The following is a 20,918-nucleotide window of genomic DNA, read 5'->3' on the forward strand; positions in this document are numbered from 1 at the left end:
GAGACTTGGTTTGAGATTCAATTTAATCGCTGGAATATACAACTTGGAACTGAGTAAAAAATGATTTATGAAAGAGGTCTATAGGTAGTAGTATTTTTTTCATAAAATTATTCCAAACTCAAAAGTTCTTCGGCTTGGGTGGCTGGTAATTCGTGTACACTTTTTAATTTTCTATCTACAGCACGAGTCCTAACTTGTACAGCCTCAATGCTGCTCGATGCTTCATCAAGTTTCTTTTTAACCTTGTCTAAAGCCTCTCCATATTTTGACCATTCAGTTTTTACAGCAGCTAAAGTGTTCCAAACTTCACCAGAGCGTTTTTCGATTGCTAAAGTTCTAAAGCCCATCTGTAAACTATTAAGTATAGACCACAATGTTGTTGGTCCAGCAAATACGATTCGATAATCTCTTTGCACCATATCCACCAAAGCGGAACGTCTAGTAACTTCTGCAAATAAACCCTCTGTAGGTAAATACAGAATAGCAAAATCAGTAGTTAATGGTGGAGACACATACTTTTTGGAAATATCACTTGCACACTGCTTAATAGATTTTTCAAGTTCTTTTAATGCTTGATCTACTCCTACTGCATCACCATTTTCTTGAGCATCAGTTAATCTTGTATAAAACTCTATAGGAAATTTGGCATCTATCGGCAACCATATATGCTCGCCATCACTGTGCTTACTCGGAATTTTTATCGCATATTCAACTCGTTCACTATTTCCTTTGGTTGAAACATTTGTCTCATACTGATCGATAGTTAAAACTTGCTCAAGCATTGCCCCTAGTTGAACTTCACCCCATGTACCACGTGTTTTAACGTTTGTAAGAACTTTTTTTAGGTCGCCTACGCCACTTGCTAAAGCTTGCATTTCACCAAGTCCACGATGGACTTGATCCAGTCGCTCACCAATTAACTGAAATGATTCTGAAAGCCTTTTTTCTAAGGTCCCTTGTAATTTCTCATCAACAGTGACACGCATTTTTTCTAATTGTTCTGAATTATCTCTCTGTAAATGAGAAAGTTTAATTTCAATCTTTTCTCTTAATTGCTCAGCTTGCAATACCTGTGCTTGATTCATGGCATTAACACGCTCCACAAGAGAGTTTAAGTATTTAGTTTGTTCGTCTGACACCAATCTAAAGCTTTGTTGCATAGTTTGAGCATAAGTCTGTAACTCAGTCTTAACTGCACCGCCTAGCTCTTCTCTAGTCAATCTTGATTGTTGACTAGATTCCTCTCTATTCCGACCTAGTTCATGACCAGTAAATCTTTCAATTCGCTCAAATGCTTGATTAATTGGTGTAAGTATTTCTGATGGATCGCTATTTTTATTTTTTCTAAGTAATACGATTAATTGTAAAACTATGATTAAAAACACACCACAAGCAATAATAATTTCCAATATAGACATTATCTCAATCCATAATTATAAATATTTGATTGAAATATATATTCATAGATTAAATCTAGCAATAAGAAAAAATCTATCTATATGATTTATTCCCTCCCGAAGTGTAGCAATATCGCCCTCCTCTTGGCCCATAACAGAAATTACCAGATCCACAGGAACACCCACCTACTGAGCTCACTTGTTTTTTTGGTGTATAGACCGTTGAACGCGGCGTGTATGAAGATAATTTATTGCTTATATTGCTTTCTATCGGTTTATAGCAATCATTTGTGGAACATAACGAATTGGAGTCAACCCATTTTGGAGATTCATTCTCTTTAGATATTCTTTCCCAATATCCCGAAACATCATAAATAAAAACACTTTGACCGCGTTTTAATTTATCAACAATATTACCATTGGGCTTATTTCTGACATCTATAAGATTACTATTTACATATCTCTTTGCTATTGCTCTAAATTTTTCTTCAATTTCCTCATCACTTAATTCAATTGTTTTATCTCTTAGTTTTGCTGGGACGCTAGAAACAGCGGGTAAATCAATCTCATCAGGGTTGCTATAAGAACCTTGTCTTAATGTTTTGGATAATTGCTCCAGACTATCACTATCATTAGCTTGAACATTAAAAGCCATAAGTATTAATACTGCTAGAAATATCAGATTCACAAAAAACCTATCAAGATCAATTACCCAAACAAAACTATATAGAGGAATAACAAAACCACCCCTATTAATAAAATCGAACCAAACCCTATAGTCTTTTCACTATCTCTTTCATTAGATTTGATATTTTTCTTATTTCCATAACTGCTAAATTTTGAATAAGATAAACCAGTACCAGGCAGCCCAGCAGTTGTTTTTATTCCTTTCTTCCCAATATTTACCCTAGCACCACTTTTACCAACCGAAAGACTACTTACACCTTTCTTGGTAATGTTTATCCTTACCCCTGGTGCTATTTTTAAACTCTTCCTAAAATTAAATCCCATATTATTATCTACCTTGAGCAAATTTTTTTAGAGCCACTGATTGATCCGTCATTGCATACAAACTTCTTTCCTTCGCAATGGCTAATACCGCCCTTTTTTCCTGAGCATGGCTGCCTACTCTTACCTGCTTCAGCAATACCTATTGAATTCCAAATTAACAATAAACTTAAAATAATCTTTTTCATAAAAATCCCCATTATCTCCAATGAAGGATATTTTTTTAGAGGGAAAGCTAGTCACAAATAATTCCTAACTTATCACTGTAGTAATCAGTTGTTATTTTAAGATCCCTCATTAATTTTTCTTTAGACTCGACATTGGAGAGCTTTAACTTTGAAAGTCTTAACAATGCTTGCAAGTATTCATACTTATAAATTTTGGGATATTTTAAACATAAAATATCTTCCTTATCCTCTTTATCAGCTTTAGGGTCATTGAGAGTATATACAAATGCTTCAATCTTTTTGGTAGCTTCTTCCAAATGTTTGTTTGCTATTGATTCCTCAAAGCTAGATTGCTGACAACCAGCAATCATTACTGTAAGACAAATTAATAATATTTTTTTCATATATTTAACTTTTTAAGCTTTTGAAAACTTGGTCTATTTAAAAGTAGACGTTTATAACATAACTTTACAAAAAATAAAGATCCATACCAATAAGTTCAATCCAATTACTTTAAATATTTCTCAAAATCTTGCTGTTTGGCATGATTGGCTACTCTTGTTGCAATTGCGTAGGATTTGATCTGCTGTCTTTCGATCGCTTGGGCTTCTTTTATATATTTTAAAAATGCACCATAAGACATATTCAAAACTTCGGATTATCGCTATAGACAATCTCACCGTCACGCTCAACACCGATATGATATAGCTCATGCTCAATCAAAGCGCAAAATTCACGATCTGAAGTTCGTTCGCAAAAGCTTGCATCAATCGTGATCAAATAAACAGGTACAAATCCAAACCTGTCGCGCATCTGTTGCTCTTGTCGTGCCATACACCATCCTCCAACGTTAAACATCACTTTTTCACACTGGCCCAAAACCATTTGCTTTTTAACCGTACAAGCCTGTGATGCCCAAGCAAATGCTAAAAATTCTTCATTGTCGTGTAGCAGTTCAGCAATGTGGTCATGGTCAGGATTGTATAAATCAGCATCTACAGTGAGATAATTCGCTATCACCCATTCTTGTAAATCTGGTGCAGAGGTGCCAAGCGTTTTGATAGTTTTCCGCCACGTCCACCAGACCAAGAACCGCCATCAATCTCTATTAGCAATCGTAATTTCACAATATGAAAATCGAAGCGCCAGTGTTTCGTGTGTATTGGTTGAAATTTACTTTCAAAACCAATCGCTAGATCCTGTAATTCTTCTTTTAATGTTTCAAAAGCTTCTAAATAGTTTTGTTTGGCTTTTGGCAACGGCGTGCTTCGTGGCTTGTTTTTATGTTCGCGTTTTTTTGTAAGTTGAAAATATTGGTCAGCTTCCATAATTTTCACCCATTAAAAAACACCGCGAAGGTGTTTTTCTTTCACTCAGAAATTAATTCTGGCTTAACTGTTTTTTACAACACTCATCACAAATTTCATCTTCAACACCTTCAACTGGCTCATATATAACTGTTGATGGGTTTAAACCACAATAATCGCACAACTCACTTGGATGTAAATCATTAGTCATTTTTAAATCCAGAACTTTAGTATTAATGATACATTTTAACAATTTTGATCAAAAGTTAAAGTTTGACCAATACATAACAACTATATTCTAGTTTTCGCTCAAATGAAATGTACTTATTTTAAAACTATTGTACATTTAGCGCTCTTATTATAGCTCTTTCGTATGCTGTTTCATTTAGCTTACTGCATACAAAGAAGTATTCTTCCATCTTAGTAATTGGATTTAGAAACCTCATCGGATTATAGCCATCAGTGTTTAAATCATACGGATCAACATCAAATGGTTCCATTTTCACGCTATTCACCACTTAAAACACCACCTATACAAAGCCATTTGGTTGAATTGTCTGACATACACCCACCTTATTCTTGGAGATATTTTTATAATACATCACGGCGACCCCTAAGCCTCTTCAATTTTTCAAATAACTACGCATTACTAATCAACACCAGTTTTCTTACAGCCTATAAAGTTAGATAGTTTAGCTTGCTTCAAGCCTTTTCCAAAATCTAAAACACCTGTTGTGACTTTTGAAGCTCTCTAGTTTTTAAAAACGCTTTTACCATCTCAGGAATACTTAAAATATCGATATAAGGTACTTTTAAAATCCTCTTGTTCTTCTTCAATACACCTGCTTCAGAAACTTTTAATCCAGGGGTTGTATATAGCATAATCTCGAAATAATACCCAGAGAAAATCATGAAGTAGGAAAACCTATTCTCACCCAATTTGCGTAATACAGGATTAGTTATAATACCTCTAAGATGTTCTTCCGTGTAATAGTTCCTAGAGCATTTAAGTTTTGCAACTTTGATCATCACGGCATTAGGATCTAATCCAATGAGATCTTTAATACAATTCTGAAAATATCTATTTATCTCATCTGTAAGCTCAACATTAGCAAATGCCTTATGTTTAGACTGAGATGCTCTCCAAAATATAGATAAAACATACATTCAAACTCTATACTGGTTTAGATTTGAGATTATTAAACAGTTCGGCCCTTCACGGTGCTTTACTCCACGTTGCTTATTTCTCAAAGCCCATAAAGAATAATTTTCATACTTATTATTCAGCAGCTGTTCACAATCACTACAAAGCATTGGTGTAGTCCATTGATCATTACTTCTGAAAATCTTGTTCTCAGAAAGGCTTGTTGTAATTGCATAATGCTCACCATTTTTAAGCATATTCCTAAAAACAGATTTTCCAATTACATGAGAACGCTGTAATTCTTTTAATTCATTGCATAGTTTGCATGTACTAATTTTCATGAATGCTGGTAACTAATGTATTTATGGCAATCTTACCCTAATAAAAAATACTTCAAAACATCTCTTTCATCTTTAAAATTCGATATCTACCAAGTCTTTCTAGCATTGGCAGGGCTTCATGCGCCGTAATCTGTTCGGTAATAAAAAACCGCCTCAACGGCTTCAATTCAACTTATTTAAGAGTTATCTCTATTCTGGATAAAATTCCATTTTTTGTAAGGCAAAAATTCGATGTGGTTTTCCATCTTTTAGCCAAATTTTTGTTCTTGCCCTATTTATAAACAAATGAACAATTTTTCTGTCTAAGGTCTCTAAACCAGTACTCTTTAACACTTTGATATGTCTAACATAGCCACGTTCATCAATAAAAGCTAAAAACTCAAAACCTCTATATCTATTTTCAAGCTCACTGTTATCTAAAGATATATTTGGAAAATAAATCCAATTTTTCCCGATATTGCTAATATTCTCATAGTCATATTCAGCACCATCAATAACATACTTAGTCATTGTTGGGAGGTCTAATTTTTCCACTTTAATATAGTCAAATTGAGTTATTGCACATCCACTTAAAGATAGAAATAATGCACATAAAAACAATTTATTAAGCATGGCTTTACCAAAATTTTTTCTGATTATATATTTTTTTAAATCAAATACTATACTTAAAACCTTAAAAAAAATCAGACATTAAAAATTCATTTTGTAAAGTTAATTCTTTCCAATCTTTATACCAAAATTAGTTGAACCAATGTCTTGTATCTGCATGGTATAAACAGGCTTTCCATCTTTCTGATCTTCGTTAATTAATAATTTAACAACTCCATAATTCTTATCACCAGTTATTTCAACTTTATAAAAGTATACCAGTTGTTTGGATTCAGGACTGCCAACAGATTTAATACTGTAATTAGTAACTTTCCCAAACTCTTTTCTTATCGTATCATCTGTATATATTACAGACTCTACACGCTGAACATTATCCTTAGTATTAATCATAAAATGTACTCCCAAATATATAAGTAAAAATACACTTATGAGAGCAATATTTCTTTTCTTCTTTAAATCTTTAAATTCAATAAACATGAAAGGGTATAACCTTTTAAAAACATTCAAATAAATTATGGGGCTGTAGTAGATAAGGTTAAATATCAGTCCAATTTAATAGTGTTTTCAACTGTTGCTTTGGGCTGCCATAATTAAATCGGAACTCACATTCTTTAATAAACAATGAAAAGGCATTTCGGTCAATACCATTGTATTTTCGAAGTACTCTTTTTGCCTGACTCCAAAAGTTTTCAATTCAATTGATATGATTTTGACCATCAGCAAAATTGCTTGAATGATTGATTCTATAGTGACTAAATCCTGCAACATCCAAAGCATTATAACTATGCCAATGATCTGTATAAACAACGCTATCAGGAGTGATTTTATTTGATATTACAGGCATTAGGGTGCTCGATTTAGTATCAGGTACAATGACCGTATAGACTTTACCATTGCGCTTGAGTAAACCAAAAACAATCACTTTACCAGCAGCACCTCTACCACGCTTTCCTTTACGCACTCCACCAAAATAGCTTTCATCCAATTCGATCTGTCCTTGAAACACTTCAATGGCATCTTGGTCAAGGTGAAACATAATGATTTGACGAATTTTCCTATAGAACAATGCTGCGGAATTAGGTTGAATTCCCAATAAATTAGCAGCAGTTCTAGCGGTAACTTCGGCAATGAAAAATTCTAATAATCTTATCTGGATTTTTCTATTTAATTTACATCTAGTTATCTTCATAAAAGTAGATTATTACAAGGCTAATCTACTACAGCCCCTAAATTATTAAAACCGTTACCTAAATGTACCTACTACAAAAAAAGCCCGCATATGCGAGCTTTTAAATACTTAGTGAACTACCATAACTACATCCACCATAACATAAATATGTCATATCCTGTCCGTACATGCAAGCACTACTCTAATCGTAATTTTTTATTGTGAATTTAGGTAATATTTGCCAGCAAAAATCATTTGATCTAAATATGTTTTACCTAAGCAAAATTCTTCTGCCATGCGCCGTAATGACAAACCTCTGATATTTTTTTGAATAAATAAATTCACTGCTGCCTTTGCAGATGCACATATAGTTTTAGTTTCTGAAATATCCTTAATCAGCAATCGAACTTGATCAGCCTCAAAATCTGTAATCACACAAATTACATAACTCTTATTTTTTGATGGCTTGTCTTCTGCTGATTTAATCAACCAGTAAATTTGATTGATGCCTAAACTATCTGGTTCATGTCCACTTTTCATACGGCAAGTTTGATATATGCTCCATACTGTTTTAGCCAATCTTCTATTGTGAATTTAGACCAGTCCATTGCTTTGTTTTTAGCGATAGCATTCATTTAATCAAACCTCTCTCACATCAATATTTAGAACCGTTTTGCGTACGATCAATAAGTAAATCTTGACTGAAGCATCACTAAGCTTATTCATGACATCATCGACAAAAGCATTTGTGATCTGAAATGAGTTTGGAACGAATCTGCTCATAGATTGTCCTCACTCTGTATATTCGTACCTTTCTTAGAGTTGCAACTGCGGCACAACACCTGCAAATTCTCAGGTTCATCTGTGCCTCCATGCGCTATTGGAAGAATATGATCTATGGTTAAATCATCGGAGCATCCACAGTGCTTACAGATACGACCATCACGAACAAATATAGCCTCTCTGATTACTTGTGGTAATGGTGCTCGGACTTTGATTTTGGAAGCAGGCCCATATTTTTCTTCAAAATCAGAATCCATCCAGCGTACTTCTAAATCAAATATATAGATTCGCAATTTCTCTAGCACACTCTACACACAGCCGAAACTGAGAATTCATTCTGTAAATCGGATTAAATATTTCTTGGGTATGACATAAATCACAATATATTCTTTGATCTAAGCTCATGGGGTTTACCTCTTGTCGTCTACGCACTGGTGGATCTGCGTATCGAGTTCTGCCAATATTTCGTGGAGTCGGTGGATGACCTTAGATGCGTGAGCCAAAACACTTCTGATCTGCAATAACTCATTTTGGATTGTGCTTGGAGAGACACTACGAAGTTCTAATTTTAAATATCCTTCTTTCCTTAAATTTACATGGTTAGAAATATCAAGAGGCTTTAATAAATTAATTGCTCTTTTAGCTATGGGTAATTTTTGCAAAAGTTTAAGTGTGTTTACTTTACTTTTACTATAGACCCCATCAACCTCAACAAGGTATTTTTCAATAGCTTGACCGATTGTTAAATTATGCGAACTATTCTTTCCAACCAAAAGCTCAGGATTCTTGTTTAATTCCTTTTCCCTTTTATACAACCAGTTTTCTGCTATTCTACGGGAACTAAAGGTCTTGCTTTCCTTGAACTCAGGATGATCCTTGCAATTAATTCGAATTTCAGCTCGATACCGAATCGTACCATCAGCAAGACTTCTAGACCTTATTGAACCCATAATTTTACGCCTTTCTGTTTTTTTCATTATGGCGTAAACTTTGGCGTAAAATAAAAGTGTTTCGCACATGTTTAAACACTTTCACACATGTTTAAACAGCAAACCAATCAATCATAAACTAATGTTTTTAAAAAGTTAATTATTTAAACATTGACTATCAATAGTTTAAAGAAAAGGGAAAGAAACAATGCTGCAATGGTTTGAAAAATTAGTTGATCCCTACCCAACCAAAGACTTAAACAAACCATTACCTACCACATTTTTTGCTTTTGTGTGGCAATCAACTCAAGGCATAAGACCTTTCCTCTTTTTGCTGATTGCATGTACAGCAGCAGCAGCCTGTTTCGAAGCGTTGTTCTTTTCTTATATCGGTAAGCTGGTCGATTGGCTCACCAAAAGCCAACCGAATACGTTTTTAGAGACTAATCAGCAAAATTTAACAATTCTCATCAGTATCTTATGTGCCAATATTTTCTTTGTAAGTTTGCAATCTATTCTCAAACACCAAGTTCTGTTTAGTAATTTTCCGATGCGAATGCGTTGGCGCTTCCACAATTTATTATTACAACAGAGTTTAGACTTTTTCCACACTGATTTTGCAGGCCGTTTGTCTGCCAAAGTCATGCAAACTGCATTAGCAGTTCGTGAATTTTGGATGATTCTAGGTGATATGTTGGTCTATGTGCTGATCTACTTTATTACCATCAGTTTAGTCTTGGGTTCAATTGCTCCTGTTTTAATCATTCCATTATTTTTATGGCTCACATTATTTATTGCAATTGCGAGTTATTTCATTCCTCGTCTAGGTAAAATCTCACAAGAACAAGCCGATGCTCGTGCCATCATGACAGGTCGTGTTACAGACGCTTATACCAATATTCAGACTGTGAAATTATTTGCCCATGCTGGTCGTGAAAGCCAATATGCAAAAGAATCAATGCAAGAGTTTATGGTCACTGTTTATAAGCAAATGCGTTTAGGCGTGAAATACCAAATTAGCATTCGTTTACTCAGTGCTTTTCTCTTTATTGGCGTGATTGGCACTTCTGTTTGGTTATGGACACAAGGTCAAGCTGCGATTGGTGTCATTGCCGCAACGACGGCGATGGTATTAAAACTGGATAGTTTGGCAGAATTCATTATGTGGCACATCACAATGCTTTTTGAAAATGTCGGTACGATTCAGGATGGGATGAAAACTTTAGGTAAACAGATCCAGATTCAAGACAAAAAAGATGCAACTGAACTCAAAGTTCAACATGGTGAGATTCGTTTTGAAGATGTGAGTTTTGCTTATAATCAAAAGAATGTCATCGATCATTTTAATCTCACCATTAAACCAGGCGAGAAAATTGGTATCGTTGGGCGTTCTGGAGCAGGCAAATCCACACTGATTCAATTACTCTTGCATTTCTACAAGCTGAATCAAGGTCGCATTTTGATTGATGGTCAAAGTATTCATGATGTCACACAAGATAGCTTACGTGCCAATATTGCACTTGTAACTCAAGATACCTCTCTACTTCATCGTACTGTTGCAGAAAATATTAAATATGGTCGTCCAAATGCAACTGAGGCCGAAATTCAACTTGCTGTCAAAAAAGCCAAAGCCGAAGAATTCATTCCACAATTGACGGATCAAAAAGGTCGTGTTGGTTTTGATGCTTATGTCGGCGAACGTGGTGTAAAGCTTTCTGGTGGGCAACGCCAACGTATTGCAATTTCAAGAGTTTTTCTAAAAGATGCACCAATTCTGATTTTAGATGAAGCAACCAGTGCACTCGACTCAGAAGTTGAAGCCGCGATTCAAAGCAGTTTAAATGACTTAATGGTTGGCAAAACGGTCATTGCAATTGCGCACCGTTTATCTACTATTGCTCAAATGGATCGCCTCATTGTCCTTGATCAAGGCAAAATTGCAGAACAAGGTACGCATGAGGAACTTATTGCAAATGATGGCTTGTATGCTCAACTATGGAAACGTCAAACGGGCGGTTTTTTAGTTGAACAACGAGTGGTGGCTCAGGATACAGAATAATGTTGTATTTAGAAGACTTAAATATTGGAGATCGTTTCATCAGCCGTGACTATGAAATGACACTTGAAGAAGTTAAACAATTTGCGAGCCTATACGACCCTCAGCCCTTTCATTTAGATGAACACGCTGCTGAACAACATCCTATTTTTCAAGGTTTAGCGGCAAGTGGCTGGCATACTTCAGCAGTAACCATGCGTTTATGGACAGAGTGCTTCCCGATCGCAGGCGGATTACTGGGTTCTGAATCTAGCCTTCGTTGGCCTCGCCCTACTCGTGTTGGCGATAAAATTCATGTCGAAATTGAAATTACTGCAATCGTGCCATCTAAAACCAAAACTGATCGTGGTATCGTCAGTTACGTTACTCAAGCTTTGAACCAACATGGTGATGTGCTATTAATATCAACAACCAAAATTATGGTCTTTAGAAAACCAAGTTGATTTTTGAATATTAATGGGACTCAGCTCCTTGTCCAACAATTTTTATGATTGATTATTTTATTTCATGTAAATATGTTTAGGACTTAAATGTTTAAAAGATATTGGCAAAATTGATGAGCGCCACGGAAAGCACATGAAAACAACCTCAACTCGTCAAGATCAAGGTATACCAGGCGTCTATGGCTTATTGCTATTAGACGTTGTTTCTCGCTGGGGATATAGCGACGAAACTTTATTTGCTCCCTTTCATTTAACGAGCGAACAACTGGCTGATCCAAACTATAGAATTCCAACACCAATCGCGAATGAGTTGGTGAAGCATTCCTTGCGCCTCACGGGTGAAAGTACACTCGGCTTTCATTTGGGTACGCAAATGCGTATTTCGATTCATGGTTTTATTGGCTATGCCATTATGACTGCACATGACATTACCGATGCCATTGCACTAGCAAGCCGTTTTATTCAATTACGCTTGCCTTTTTTACAGCTCTATTTTTCTACCTTTGGCCCTAAAGCCACATTACAATTACAATGTGACATTGAAGTTGAGCCTCTGCGTAGTGAAATTATTTTAGGCTTAACCATTGGTATTATGACCATGGCAAAAGCCCTTACTGGAATTGAAGATTTAAATGGTGAAGTTGATTTAGATTTTCCTGAGCCCGCTGGATTTGATAAATACCGCGACAAACTCACCAGTACGGTGCGCTTTAATCAGCCACATTTAATTTCAAGCTTTGATAAAAAATACCTCGGTTTGAAAATGGTTAATGCAGATCCGATTGCGAGCCAAATTGCGATTAATCAATGCGAAACTGAATTATCAGCTTTAGGCGAACGTCGTCGTCTCGCAATGCGTGTTCGTGATATTTTGACCAATTCGGAACAACATTATTTAAGCATTGAAAGTGTTGCTGATCGTTTGCATATGTCTGACCGTACTTTAAAACGTCAATTAGCAGCAGAAGGAACCTCCTTCTCCACCCTAGTTGATGAAGTTCGTTATCGCCATGCAACTTCCTTACTGTCACGAACCGATTATAGTTTGGAACAAATTGCTGATGAACTGGGTTATTCTGATGTAGCCAACTTTAGCCGTGCATTTAAGCGTTGGAGTGGTCGTAGCCCAAGTAACTGGCGCAAAGACCCGTATTTGTAAAGACTTTTGTTTTTATTAAAAAACCTGTATAAAGCCAAATAAAATGATGCAACAGATTGTTAAGGAGTTGTAATGAATCATCCAGCAGATTTGAAATATGCACGTACACATGAATGGGTACGAATCGAAGGTGATTTAGTCGTTACTGGTATTAGTGACCATGCCCAAGCAGAATTAGGTGATTTAGTTTATGTGGAAGCGCCTGAAGTAGGTAAACACGTAACTGCAACAGAGCAAGCAGGTACTGTTGAATCAGTAAAAACTGCATCTGACATTCATGCACCTGTTTCAGGTACAGTTGTTGAAGTAAATACCGATCTTGAAGATGATCCTGATTTTGTCAATGAAGAACCATATAGCAAAGGTTGGATCTATAAAATCAAACCTGACAATATGTCTGATGTTGAAAAACTTCTTTCAAATGAAGAATACGAGTCAGGTTTATAATTATTTATAAATCTAAATATTAAAAAGCCCAATTGAATTGGGCTTTTTAAATGCTCAGCCTAAGATTTAAGCCACGTAATCCACTTGTATACCATTGACTTCCGAAACCAAGTTTTCAAAAGAGAATATCTCATCAAGTTGTGCTTGGGTCAGTAAACCTCGCTCTAAAACCACTTCTTGAATAGTTTTATTTTCTGCAATACATTGCTTACCAATTTCATCACACAAAGCATGACCCAATAATGGATCAAGCAAAGTAATAATTCCGACACTACGCATCACCGCATCATGACACGCTTGCTCATGTGCTTTAATACCACGTACACATTTTTCATCTAAGCTTTGAATCGCATGGGTCAGCAATTCAATTGACTCATTCAAAGAAATTGCGATCACAGGTTCCATTACATTAAGTTGCAATTGACCTGCTTCAGCAGCAAAGGTAATGGTTAAATCATTACCAATCACTTTGAATGCAATCTGATTCACAACTTCGGGAATCACTGGATTTACTTTTGCAGGCATGATGGATGAACCTGCTTGTAATTCAGGTAATTGAATTTCACCAAAACCTGTACGCGGCCCTGAACTCAACAAACGCAAGTCATTACTAATTTTTGAAAGTTTACATGCAAGACGTTTTAAGGCACTTGATAAAATAATAAATACGCCACAATCACTGGTTGCTTCAACATAATCTTCTGCACCCACCAGATTTAAACCTGAAATTTCTTTCAAACAAGAAATAACTTTTACAGCATAACCTTTAGGTGTGTTTACACCCGTCCCGATTGCAGTTGCACCTAAATTTACTTCAAGTAACAACTCACGAGTACGCTTAATGAGCCGTACATCTTCTTTTAATAACGTTGCAAATGCATGAAACTCTTGCCCAAGTGTCATCGGCACAGCATCTTGAAGCTGAGTCCGCCCCATTTTTAAAATATAACGGAACTCAATCGCTTTATTTTCAAATGAGGTAATTAAGTTATCCATTTGACCGAACAAAGCATCTAAAGAACAATAAGTCGATAAGCGAATTGCGGTTGGATAAACATCGTTGGTTGATTGTGATTTATTGACATGATCATTTGGATGAATCACATCATATTGACCTTTTTGATGACCTAATGATTCAAGTGCAATATTGGCAATCACTTCATTGGTATTCATATTAATAGATGTACCCGCTCCACCCTGATAAACATCAATTGGAAACGAGCCTTGCCATTTTTCAGTTTCATGAATTAAAACATCACAAGCGCGTTGAATCGCCAAGCTTTGATCTTCCGTTAATTTTCCAAAATTTAAGTTCGCTTGAGCTGAAGCTTTTTTCACTTGCGCCAACGCTCGAATGAAATAGCTATTTGTTCCAACTTTTTGCGATGAAATCTTAAAATTTTCAATTGCGCGTAAGGTATGAATTCCGTAATAACAATCAACTGGTACTTCTTTTGCACCAAGCAGATCATGCTCTATTCTTATAGTTGCTGTTTGAACCGTATCCACTTTCCATTTCTCTCAGGCAATGCACCCTAATAGTGCAAAGTAATAATATGAAAGATTCCAACTTAATTTTCATTAGCAGAATTGCTTAACATTACGAGCTTTTTATGATGGAATTTCTCTGCATTGTTGCTTATGTAACAACATGTGTCGTAAATTCATGACATTTTCATACTCAAAAGCTTCTGTTCTTTCAGTCATTTTTCTTTCATTGTAATATTTTGAAATATATTGAATATTTTTAAACCACATCATTCCGCATAATGATGCAAAAAAAGTACTGTTTTCTGGATTTAAAAATTAAGATTCATGCACTTAATTTAAATTACACAAAATAAACAAATGATATACAAAAACACAATGGTATTTTAAAAATCATTCGTGCTTGAATCTGTGGCCTTATCAGTCTTATTAGAATAGTAAATCATTTTTTTGGCTATTCAGATGTGATTGCACAATTATGGATAAGTAAGGACAGGCATCCATTATGAATTTTTCGAATCCCACTGTTGTTGTATTTGTGGTGTATATTCTCGCCATGCTTGGCATCGGCTTATACGCCTATTTTTCCACCAAAAATCTTGATGATTATATCCTTGGAGGACGAAGTTTAGGCAGTTTTGTCACCGCTTTATCTGCAGGTGCGTCCGATATGAGTGGTTGGTTACTCATGGGTTTACCTGGTGCAATTTATTTGACAGGATTGTCAGAATCTTGGATTGCTATTGGCTTGATCATTGGTGCATGGCTCAACTGGTATCTGGTTGCAGGACGGTTACGTGTACATACCGAGGTCCAGAATAACGCCCTCACATTACCAGATTATTTCACAGGTCGTTTTGATGATCAGAAGAAGATCTTACGTGTTACTTCTGCACTGATTATCCTGATCTTTTTTGCGATCTATTGCGCTTCAGGTATGGTGGCAGGTGCGCGTTTATTTGAAACATTGTTCCATTTGCCGTATCAAACCGCTTTATGGTTAGGTGCATTTGCAACGATTGGTTATGTTTGTATTGGTGGTTTCTTGGCAATTAGCTGGACAGATACTTTCCAAGCAGGCTTAATGATTTTCGCGTTATTATTACTTCCAATCTTTACATACATGTCATTAGGCATTGGTGTTGAAGAATTTACCGCCATCGTTGAAACTGCTCGTCCACATGCTTATGATTTTGTTTCAAATCTAAATATTGAAAGTATTGTTGGGATTCTTTCAGCAGCCGCGTGGGGCTTAGGCTACTTTGGTCAACCGCATATTTTAGTCCGTTTTATGGCGGCTGATTCAGTTAAATCAATCCCTGCCGCTCGTCGTATTGGTATGACATGGATGATTTTATGTTTGGCGGGTGCTGTCGGTTCTGGTTTTATCGGCATTGCATATTTCCAACAACATCCTGAGCTTGCAGCAGTTGTCACTGCCAATCCAGAAACTGTGTTTATGGAACTCACCAAGATTTTATTCAATCCGTGGGTTGTAGGCGTGATCCTTGCTGCGATTTTATCTGCAGTCATGAGTACCTTGAGTTGTCAGTTACTGGTTTGTTCAAGTGCCTTGACAGAAGATTTGTACAAGGGCTTTATCCGTAAAAATGCATCGCAAAAAGAGTTAGTTTGGATTGGTCGTGCAATGGTACTTGCCGTTGCTATGCTCGCGCTTGCTTTAGCTCAAAACCCTGAAAGTAAAGTACTTGGCTTAGTTTCTTATGCTTGGGCTGGCTTCGGTGCTGCTTTTGGTCCATTGATTATTATGTCATTGTTCTGGAAACGCATGACTCTAAATGGCGCTTTGATCGGTATGATCGTTGGTGCAGTTACGGTTATTGTGTGGAAAAATTTATTTGCTAGTACTGGTATTTATGAAATTATTCCTGGTTTCATTTTTGCCTTAGTGAGTATTGTTGTGGTGAGCTTACTTGGCAAAACTCCAAGTGCAGCAGTCACTAGTCGCTTTGAAGAAGCAGATGAAATCTATACCAGAGAAATGAAATAATATTTCTGAGTAAAATTTAAGGGGCTTTCGAGCCCCTAATTTTTTACTTAAAATTTGGTTCGTGATTTAATTTTGATCTTCGAACTGTCTTTGACCACCTGCATGACTGGATAACTTCGCGTTTCTTTTACCCCTGGAAGTTGCCATAAAATTTGCCCCGCAATACGACGAAACTCTTCCATCCCTGCACTACGCAATTTGATCAGGAAGTCAAATCCTCCACTCACCATATGACATTCGACAATTTCAGGATACTGCGTCACCGCATCAATGAAATCATCAAGTACGTTCGGTGTGGTTTTATCTAAAAGCACTTCAACAAACACAAGAAAACTCGCATTTAACTTACTCGGATTGAGTTTTGCCTCATATCCCAAGATAAATTCATCTTTGGTTAGCTTTTGGACACGTGCCATCACTGCTGTTGGTGAAAGGTTCACTAACTCAGCGAGTTTACTGTTAGAAATTCTCCCATCTGTTTGAAGAATATCCAGAATTTTTAGATCAGTACGATCTAATGCATAAATAGGGCTATTCAACGGAATTTTCCTCTAAAAAATAGGTAAATTATAGTGAGTTACTCGGGTTTTATTCTGTAATCATAAATTATCTAAACCTCTCTACTCAATATATTTTAGAGATTGTTATTGGAATTTAGTATGAATACATTGGATACCCCCGCACAAATGGACACAGCTCACACAAACGGTTATATCACCGAATTTAAAGAAAAAAGTGAGTTTGAGCAACGCATTAATACCGCTTGGCGACGTGCAGAGCCTGAAGCGGTAACAGAATTGGCTGAAGCAGCAAATATTTCTCTAGAGCTTGATCAAAAAATTTATGAATTGGCTTTTAGCCTTGCGCATAACTTACGTGAACGTAAAAGTTCGGCGGGTAAGGCTGGTATTGTACAAGGTCTACTACAAGAGTTTTCACTTTCGTCTCAGGAAGGTGTTGCACTCATGTGTTTGGCAGAAGCATTGCTTCGTATTCCAGATACAGCAACACGCGATTTATTGATTCGCGACAAAATCAACCAAGGCAACTGGAAAGAGCATTTAGGTCAAAGTAACCTGATGTTTGTCAACGCTGCGGCTTGGGGTTTAATGCTTACTGGTAAGTTAATGGAAACACCTAAACAAACCAGTTTATCAAGTGTTTTGACTGGTCTTTTAGCACGTAGTGGTCGTGGTATCATTCGCAAAGCAGTTGATGTTGCCATGCGAATGATGGGTGAGCAATTCGTTACGGGTGAAACGATCAACGAAGCACTTGAGCATGCAAAACCATTTGAACACAAAGGTTTCCGCTACTCATACGATATGTTAGGCGAAGCAGCCCTGACTGACCATGATGCTGAGCGTTATTACAATGATTACACGCAAGCGATTCATGCCATTGGTAAAGCATCAAATGGTCGTGGTGTATATGAAGGTCCTGGTATCTCGATTAAACTTTCTGCGTTGCACCCACGTTACCAACGTGCGCAAATTGATCGTGTACATTATGAACTTTACAACAAAGTTTTTGCACTTGCATGTTTGGCAAAGCAATACGATATCGGCTTAAACATTGATGCTGAAGAATCAGAGCGTTTAGAAATTTCACTCGAATTGCTTGAGCGTTTATGTTTCGAACCAAAACTTGCGAATTGGAAAGGCATTGGTTTCGTTATTCAGGCGTATCAAAAGCGTTGTTTCTTTGTCGTTGATTATATTGTTGATCTTGCAAAACGCAGTAACAAACGCCTGATGATCCGTTTGGTAAAAGGTGCATATTGGGACAGCGAAATCAAGAAAGCGCAAATTGAGGGTATGACTGACTACCCTGTGTTTACCCGTAAAGTTCACACGGATTTGTCATACATTGCTTGCGCGAAGAAACTTCTTGCTGCACCAGATCAAGTGTATCCGCAATTTGCAACGCATAATGCGCAATCACTTGCAACGATTTATACACTTGCTGACCCAAGTAAATACTACCCTGGTCAATACGAGTTCCAGTGCCTACACGGTATGGGTGAGCCATTGTATGAACAAGTGGTTGGTTCAAAAGAAGACAATAAACTTGGTGTGCCATGTCGCGTTTATGCGCCTGTTGGAAACCATGAAACGTTATTGGCTTACTTAGTTCGTCGTTTACTTGAAAATGGTGCAAACACATCATTCGTCAACCGTATTGCAGACAAGACGCTAAAAGTTGAAGACCTGATTCAGTCTCCAATCAAAGATATTCAAACATCTGCAAAAGAAGAAGGTCAGCTTGGCTTAAAACACCCTGCGATTCCACTTCCGCATGATCTTTATCCATTACGTCCAAACTCAAATGGTTTTGATCTAAACAATGATCAACCTTTAACAGATTTAGATGCAACTGCACAAAAACTGCGTAGCCACGTTTGGAAAAGTGCACCATTGCTTGGTTTTGAATCGACAGTTCATGATGAAAGTAATGCACTTGCAATTACAAACCCTGCACAAAATAGCGAAATTGTGGGTCACGTGAATGAAGCGACTAGCGCTGATGTACAACTGGCGCTAGAAGCAGCGGTACAAGCTGAGCAAAGCTGGGCTGCGACAAATAAAACAGAACGCGCTGCTTGCCTGAAACGCGCTGCTGATTTGATGGAAGCACATATTCAAGAATTGATGGTCTTACTTTGCCGTGAAAGTGGTAAAACCTATGCCAATGCGATTGCAGAAGTTCGTGAAGCGGTAGACTTCTTACGTTACTATGCAACACAGATTGAGAATTTACCTACAAATGCACAGGTAAAACCATTGGGTACCGTGCTTTGTATTAGCCCATGGAACTTCCCTCTTGCGATTTTCTCTGGTCAGATTGCAGCTGCATTGGTCAGTGGTAACTGTGTGATTGCCAAACCTGCTGAACAAACACCATTGATCGCAGCACAAGCCGTGCAAATGCTTTGGGAAGCTGGTGTACCACACGGCGTGGTTCAACTTATTCCAGGTCGCGGTGAAACAGTTGGTGCGCAATTGAGCCAAGATGATCGCATTCAAGGCATCATGTTCACGGGTTCTACCGAAGTTGCGAAAATCTTGCAAAAAACAGTAGCAAAACGTTTATCTCCAAATGGTCAACCAATCCCGCTAATCGCGGAAACGGGTGGCCAAAATGCGATGATCGTCGATTCTTCTGCACTCACGGAACAAGTTGTTCTCGATGTTGTAAGCTCTGCATTTGACAGTGCGGGTCAACGTTGTTCTGCACTTCGTATCTTATGTGTGCAAGAAGACAGTGCTGCAACTGTGATCAAAATGTTGAAAGGTGCAATGCAACAGTTGATCGTCGGCAATCCTGCGATCTTAAAAACTGACATTGGTCCTGTCATCGATACTGAAGCCAAACAAACCATCGATACACACATTCAAAAGATGAAATCTAAGGGCTACCCAGTTCATCAATTAATGTTTAACGATGCTGCAAGCCAACAAGCACTTGCGCAAGGGACATTTGTTCCGCCAACAGCGATTGAATTACCAAATCTTGATGACTTAGAGCGCGAAGTTTTTGGTCCTGTCTTGCACATCATTACCTATAAATACGGTGAACTTGAGCAACTGATTGATCGCATCAATGCTAAAGGCTATGGCTTAACCATGGGTCTACACACACGTATTGATGAAACTATCAACACTGTGATTCAACGTGCCGAAGTGGGTAATTTATATATCAACCGCAACATCGTAGGTGCTGTTGTTGGTGTGCAACCATTTGGTGGTGAAGGCTTATCAGGTACAGGTCCAAAAGCAGGTGGGCCACTGTATATGTATCGCTTGATGGAACATTGTTCAGATAAAGTTTTAGCAACACCATTTGCAGTTAAAGCTGAAATCTCTCACTTTGATGCTGTATCCAATGTTGCTTATCAAAACTTATTGTCTTGGGCAAAACAAAATATGCCTCAAGCAATTCCAATGATTCCAGCATTTGGTATTGGTAAGTTCTATGAGTTGCAAGGCCCTACGGGTGAAAGCAACCAATACATTATCTTACCTCGCCATCGTGTGCTTTCAATTGCAAATGATGAACGTGCCCAATTGCAACAACTCCTCGCAATTTTTGCGGTGGGTAGTTCTGCTGCGGTACAAAAAGACAATATGTTCTTGGCAAAACATCAGAAATCTTTACCAAAAGATATCTTAGCTGCAATCACCGTCATTTCAAGTATTGAAAAAGATGCTTTTGATGCGGTTTTACATCATGGTTCTGTCGAGCAATTGACTGACCTGCAAACCAAAATTGCGAACCGTTCTGGAGCAATCGTGGGCATTACTCATCTCAAGACAGATGAGCAGATTCCTCTAGAACGTCTAGTCATTGAACGCGCTATTAGTGTAAATACTGCTGCTGCCGGCGGTAATGCGAGTTTAATGACTTTATCTGAAGACTAGGTTTATAGTCTTCAATCTCCCAGCCCGAATCATGTTTACA

The 20,918-nt window shown here is 37.2% G+C and carries 23 protein-coding genes and 4 pseudogenes; 6 read left to right on the forward strand and 21 right to left on the reverse strand.

The window, feature by feature from the left end; genetic code table 11:
• Positions 1–107 precede the first annotated feature (107 nt).
• From C502_RS0107600 to C502_RS18175, 19 genes and pseudogenes are all read right to left on the reverse strand, one after another.
• The gene (locus C502_RS0107600) at positions 108–1,418 is read right to left on the reverse strand and encodes a DNA recombination protein RmuC (protein ID WP_018678238.1); all 1,311 of its coding nucleotides are present in this window, start codon (positions 1,416–1,418) and stop codon (positions 108–110) included.
• Between the two features lie 73 nt (positions 1,419–1,491).
• The gene (locus C502_RS0107605; protein WP_018678239.1) at positions 1,492–2,052 is read right to left on the reverse strand and encodes a hypothetical protein; all 561 of its coding nucleotides are present in this window, start codon (positions 2,050–2,052) and stop codon (positions 1,492–1,494) included.
• Positions 2,053–2,105: 53 nt separating this feature from the next.
• The gene (locus C502_RS0107610) at positions 2,106–2,408 is read right to left on the reverse strand and encodes a DUF4236 domain-containing protein (protein WP_018678240.1); all 303 of its coding nucleotides are present in this window, start codon (positions 2,406–2,408) and stop codon (positions 2,106–2,108) included.
• Between the two features lie 8 nt (positions 2,409–2,416).
• Entirely contained in the window at positions 2,417–2,593 is a 177-nt protein-coding gene (locus C502_RS18135) for a YdcA family protein (RefSeq protein ID WP_154650409.1), read from the reverse strand.
• A gap of 47 nt (positions 2,594–2,640) precedes the next feature.
• Positions 2,641–2,976 carry a hypothetical protein gene (locus C502_RS0107620; protein WP_026315764.1) on the reverse strand — a complete coding sequence of 112 codons (336 nt, stop codon included), beginning with the start codon at positions 2,974–2,976 and terminating at the stop codon, positions 2,641–2,643.
• Between the two features lie 104 nt (positions 2,977–3,080).
• Entirely contained in the window at positions 3,081–3,215 is a 135-nt protein-coding gene (locus C502_RS19640) for a hypothetical protein (RefSeq protein ID WP_018678243.1), read from the reverse strand.
• Between the two features lie 14 nt (positions 3,216–3,229).
• Positions 3,230–3,619: pseudogene (locus C502_RS18140) on the reverse strand (putative metallopeptidase); the annotation flags it as partial.
• A gap of 5 nt (positions 3,620–3,624) precedes the next feature.
• Positions 3,625–3,900: pseudogene (locus C502_RS0107630) on the reverse strand (hypothetical protein); the annotation flags it as partial.
• Between the two features lie 52 nt (positions 3,901–3,952).
• Entirely contained in the window at positions 3,953–4,090 is a 138-nt protein-coding gene (locus C502_RS19105; protein WP_018678246.1) for a hypothetical protein, read from the reverse strand.
• A 124-nt stretch (positions 4,091–4,214) separates the two neighbouring features.
• Positions 4,215–4,443 (reverse strand): annotated as a pseudogene (locus tag C502_RS19685) (hypothetical protein).
• 156 nt (positions 4,444–4,599) lie between these two features.
• Positions 4,600–5,046, reverse strand: a complete 447-nt coding sequence (locus C502_RS18600; RefSeq protein ID WP_018678248.1) for a hypothetical protein — start codon at positions 5,044–5,046, stop codon at positions 4,600–4,602.
• A complete protein-coding gene (locus C502_RS19260; protein WP_018678249.1) occupies positions 5,047–5,364 on the reverse strand; it encodes a hypothetical protein in 318 nt (105 codons plus the stop codon).
• Between the two features lie 189 nt (positions 5,365–5,553).
• Positions 5,554–5,976 carry a hypothetical protein gene (locus tag C502_RS0107650; RefSeq protein ID WP_018678250.1) on the reverse strand — a complete coding sequence of 141 codons (423 nt, stop codon included), beginning with the start codon at positions 5,974–5,976 and terminating at the stop codon, positions 5,554–5,556.
• A 99-nt stretch (positions 5,977–6,075) separates the two neighbouring features.
• Positions 6,076–6,450, reverse strand: a complete 375-nt coding sequence (locus C502_RS18155) for a hypothetical protein (RefSeq protein ID WP_018678251.1) — start codon at positions 6,448–6,450, stop codon at positions 6,076–6,078.
• A gap of 58 nt (positions 6,451–6,508) precedes the next feature.
• Positions 6,509–7,162, reverse strand: a pseudogene (locus C502_RS18160) (IS1595 family transposase).
• 195 nt (positions 7,163–7,357) lie between these two features.
• On the reverse strand, positions 7,358–7,681 hold the full coding sequence (locus C502_RS18165) for a hypothetical protein (protein WP_018678253.1): 324 nt from the start codon (positions 7,679–7,681) through the stop codon (positions 7,358–7,360).
• A gap of 99 nt (positions 7,682–7,780) precedes the next feature.
• Complete coding sequence (locus C502_RS19110) at positions 7,781–7,924, reverse strand: hypothetical protein (RefSeq protein WP_018678255.1); 144 nt, start codon at positions 7,922–7,924, stop codon at positions 7,781–7,783.
• Entirely contained in the window at positions 7,921–8,181 is a 261-nt protein-coding gene (locus C502_RS19740; protein ID WP_042064228.1) for an HNH endonuclease, read from the reverse strand. Before C502_RS19740 ends, C502_RS19110 begins: the two co-directional genes overlap by 4 nt.
• Before the next feature lie 153 nt (positions 8,182–8,334).
• Positions 8,335–8,901 carry a hypothetical protein gene (locus C502_RS18175; protein ID WP_154650410.1) on the reverse strand — a complete coding sequence of 189 codons (567 nt, stop codon included), beginning with the start codon at positions 8,899–8,901 and terminating at the stop codon, positions 8,335–8,337.
• Between the two features lie 160 nt (positions 8,902–9,061).
• Here C502_RS18175 and C502_RS0107685 point away from each other — a divergent pair, with 160 nt between their 5' ends.
• The 4 genes from C502_RS0107685 to gcvH all read left to right on the forward strand — a co-directional run bounded on the left by C502_RS0107685 (position 9,062) and on the right by gcvH (position 12,958).
• Entirely contained in the window at positions 9,062–10,912 is a 1,851-nt protein-coding gene (locus C502_RS0107685; protein WP_018678258.1) for an ABC transporter ATP-binding protein, read from the forward strand.
• Positions 10,912–11,352 carry a MaoC family dehydratase gene (locus C502_RS0107690; protein ID WP_018678259.1) on the forward strand — a complete coding sequence of 147 codons (441 nt, stop codon included), beginning with the start codon at positions 10,912–10,914 and terminating at the stop codon, positions 11,350–11,352. Before C502_RS0107685 ends, C502_RS0107690 begins: the two co-directional genes overlap by 1 nt.
• Positions 11,353–11,485: 133 nt before the next feature.
• A complete protein-coding gene (locus tag C502_RS0107695; protein WP_018678260.1) occupies positions 11,486–12,511 on the forward strand; it encodes an AraC family transcriptional regulator in 1,026 nt (341 codons plus the stop codon).
• Between the two features lie 72 nt (positions 12,512–12,583).
• On the forward strand, positions 12,584–12,958 hold the full coding sequence (gene gcvH, locus C502_RS0107700; RefSeq protein ID WP_018678261.1) for a glycine cleavage system protein GcvH: 375 nt from the start codon (positions 12,584–12,586) through the stop codon (positions 12,956–12,958).
• A gap of 66 nt (positions 12,959–13,024) precedes the next feature.
• Here the strand turns inward: gcvH and aspA are convergent, their stop codons facing one another.
• Positions 13,025–14,467: an aspartate ammonia-lyase gene (aspA, locus tag C502_RS0107705; protein WP_018678262.1), complete on the reverse strand. Its 1,443-nt coding sequence runs from the start codon at positions 14,465–14,467 to the stop codon at positions 13,025–13,027.
• Positions 14,468–14,951: 484 nt separating this feature from the next.
• Between aspA and putP the strand changes: the two genes are divergently transcribed.
• Positions 14,952–16,457 carry a sodium/proline symporter PutP gene (putP, locus tag C502_RS0107710; RefSeq protein ID WP_018678263.1) on the forward strand — a complete coding sequence of 502 codons (1,506 nt, stop codon included), beginning with the start codon at positions 14,952–14,954 and terminating at the stop codon, positions 16,455–16,457.
• Between the two features lie 47 nt (positions 16,458–16,504).
• Here putP and C502_RS0107715 read toward each other — a convergent pair whose 3' ends face one another.
• Positions 16,505–16,996 carry an Lrp/AsnC ligand binding domain-containing protein gene (locus tag C502_RS0107715; protein ID WP_018678264.1) on the reverse strand — a complete coding sequence of 164 codons (492 nt, stop codon included), beginning with the start codon at positions 16,994–16,996 and terminating at the stop codon, positions 16,505–16,507.
• A gap of 120 nt (positions 16,997–17,116) precedes the next feature.
• Between C502_RS0107715 and putA the strand changes: the two genes are divergently transcribed.
• Complete coding sequence (putA, locus tag C502_RS0107720) at positions 17,117–20,878, forward strand: trifunctional transcriptional regulator/proline dehydrogenase/L-glutamate gamma-semialdehyde dehydrogenase (protein WP_018678265.1); 3,762 nt, start codon at positions 17,117–17,119, stop codon at positions 20,876–20,878.
• The last annotated feature ends 40 nt before the right edge of the window (positions 20,879–20,918 follow it).

Source organism: Acinetobacter tjernbergiae DSM 14971 = CIP 107465 (assembly GCF_000374425.1).
Lineage (GTDB): Bacteria > Pseudomonadota > Gammaproteobacteria > Pseudomonadales > Moraxellaceae > Acinetobacter > Acinetobacter tjernbergiae.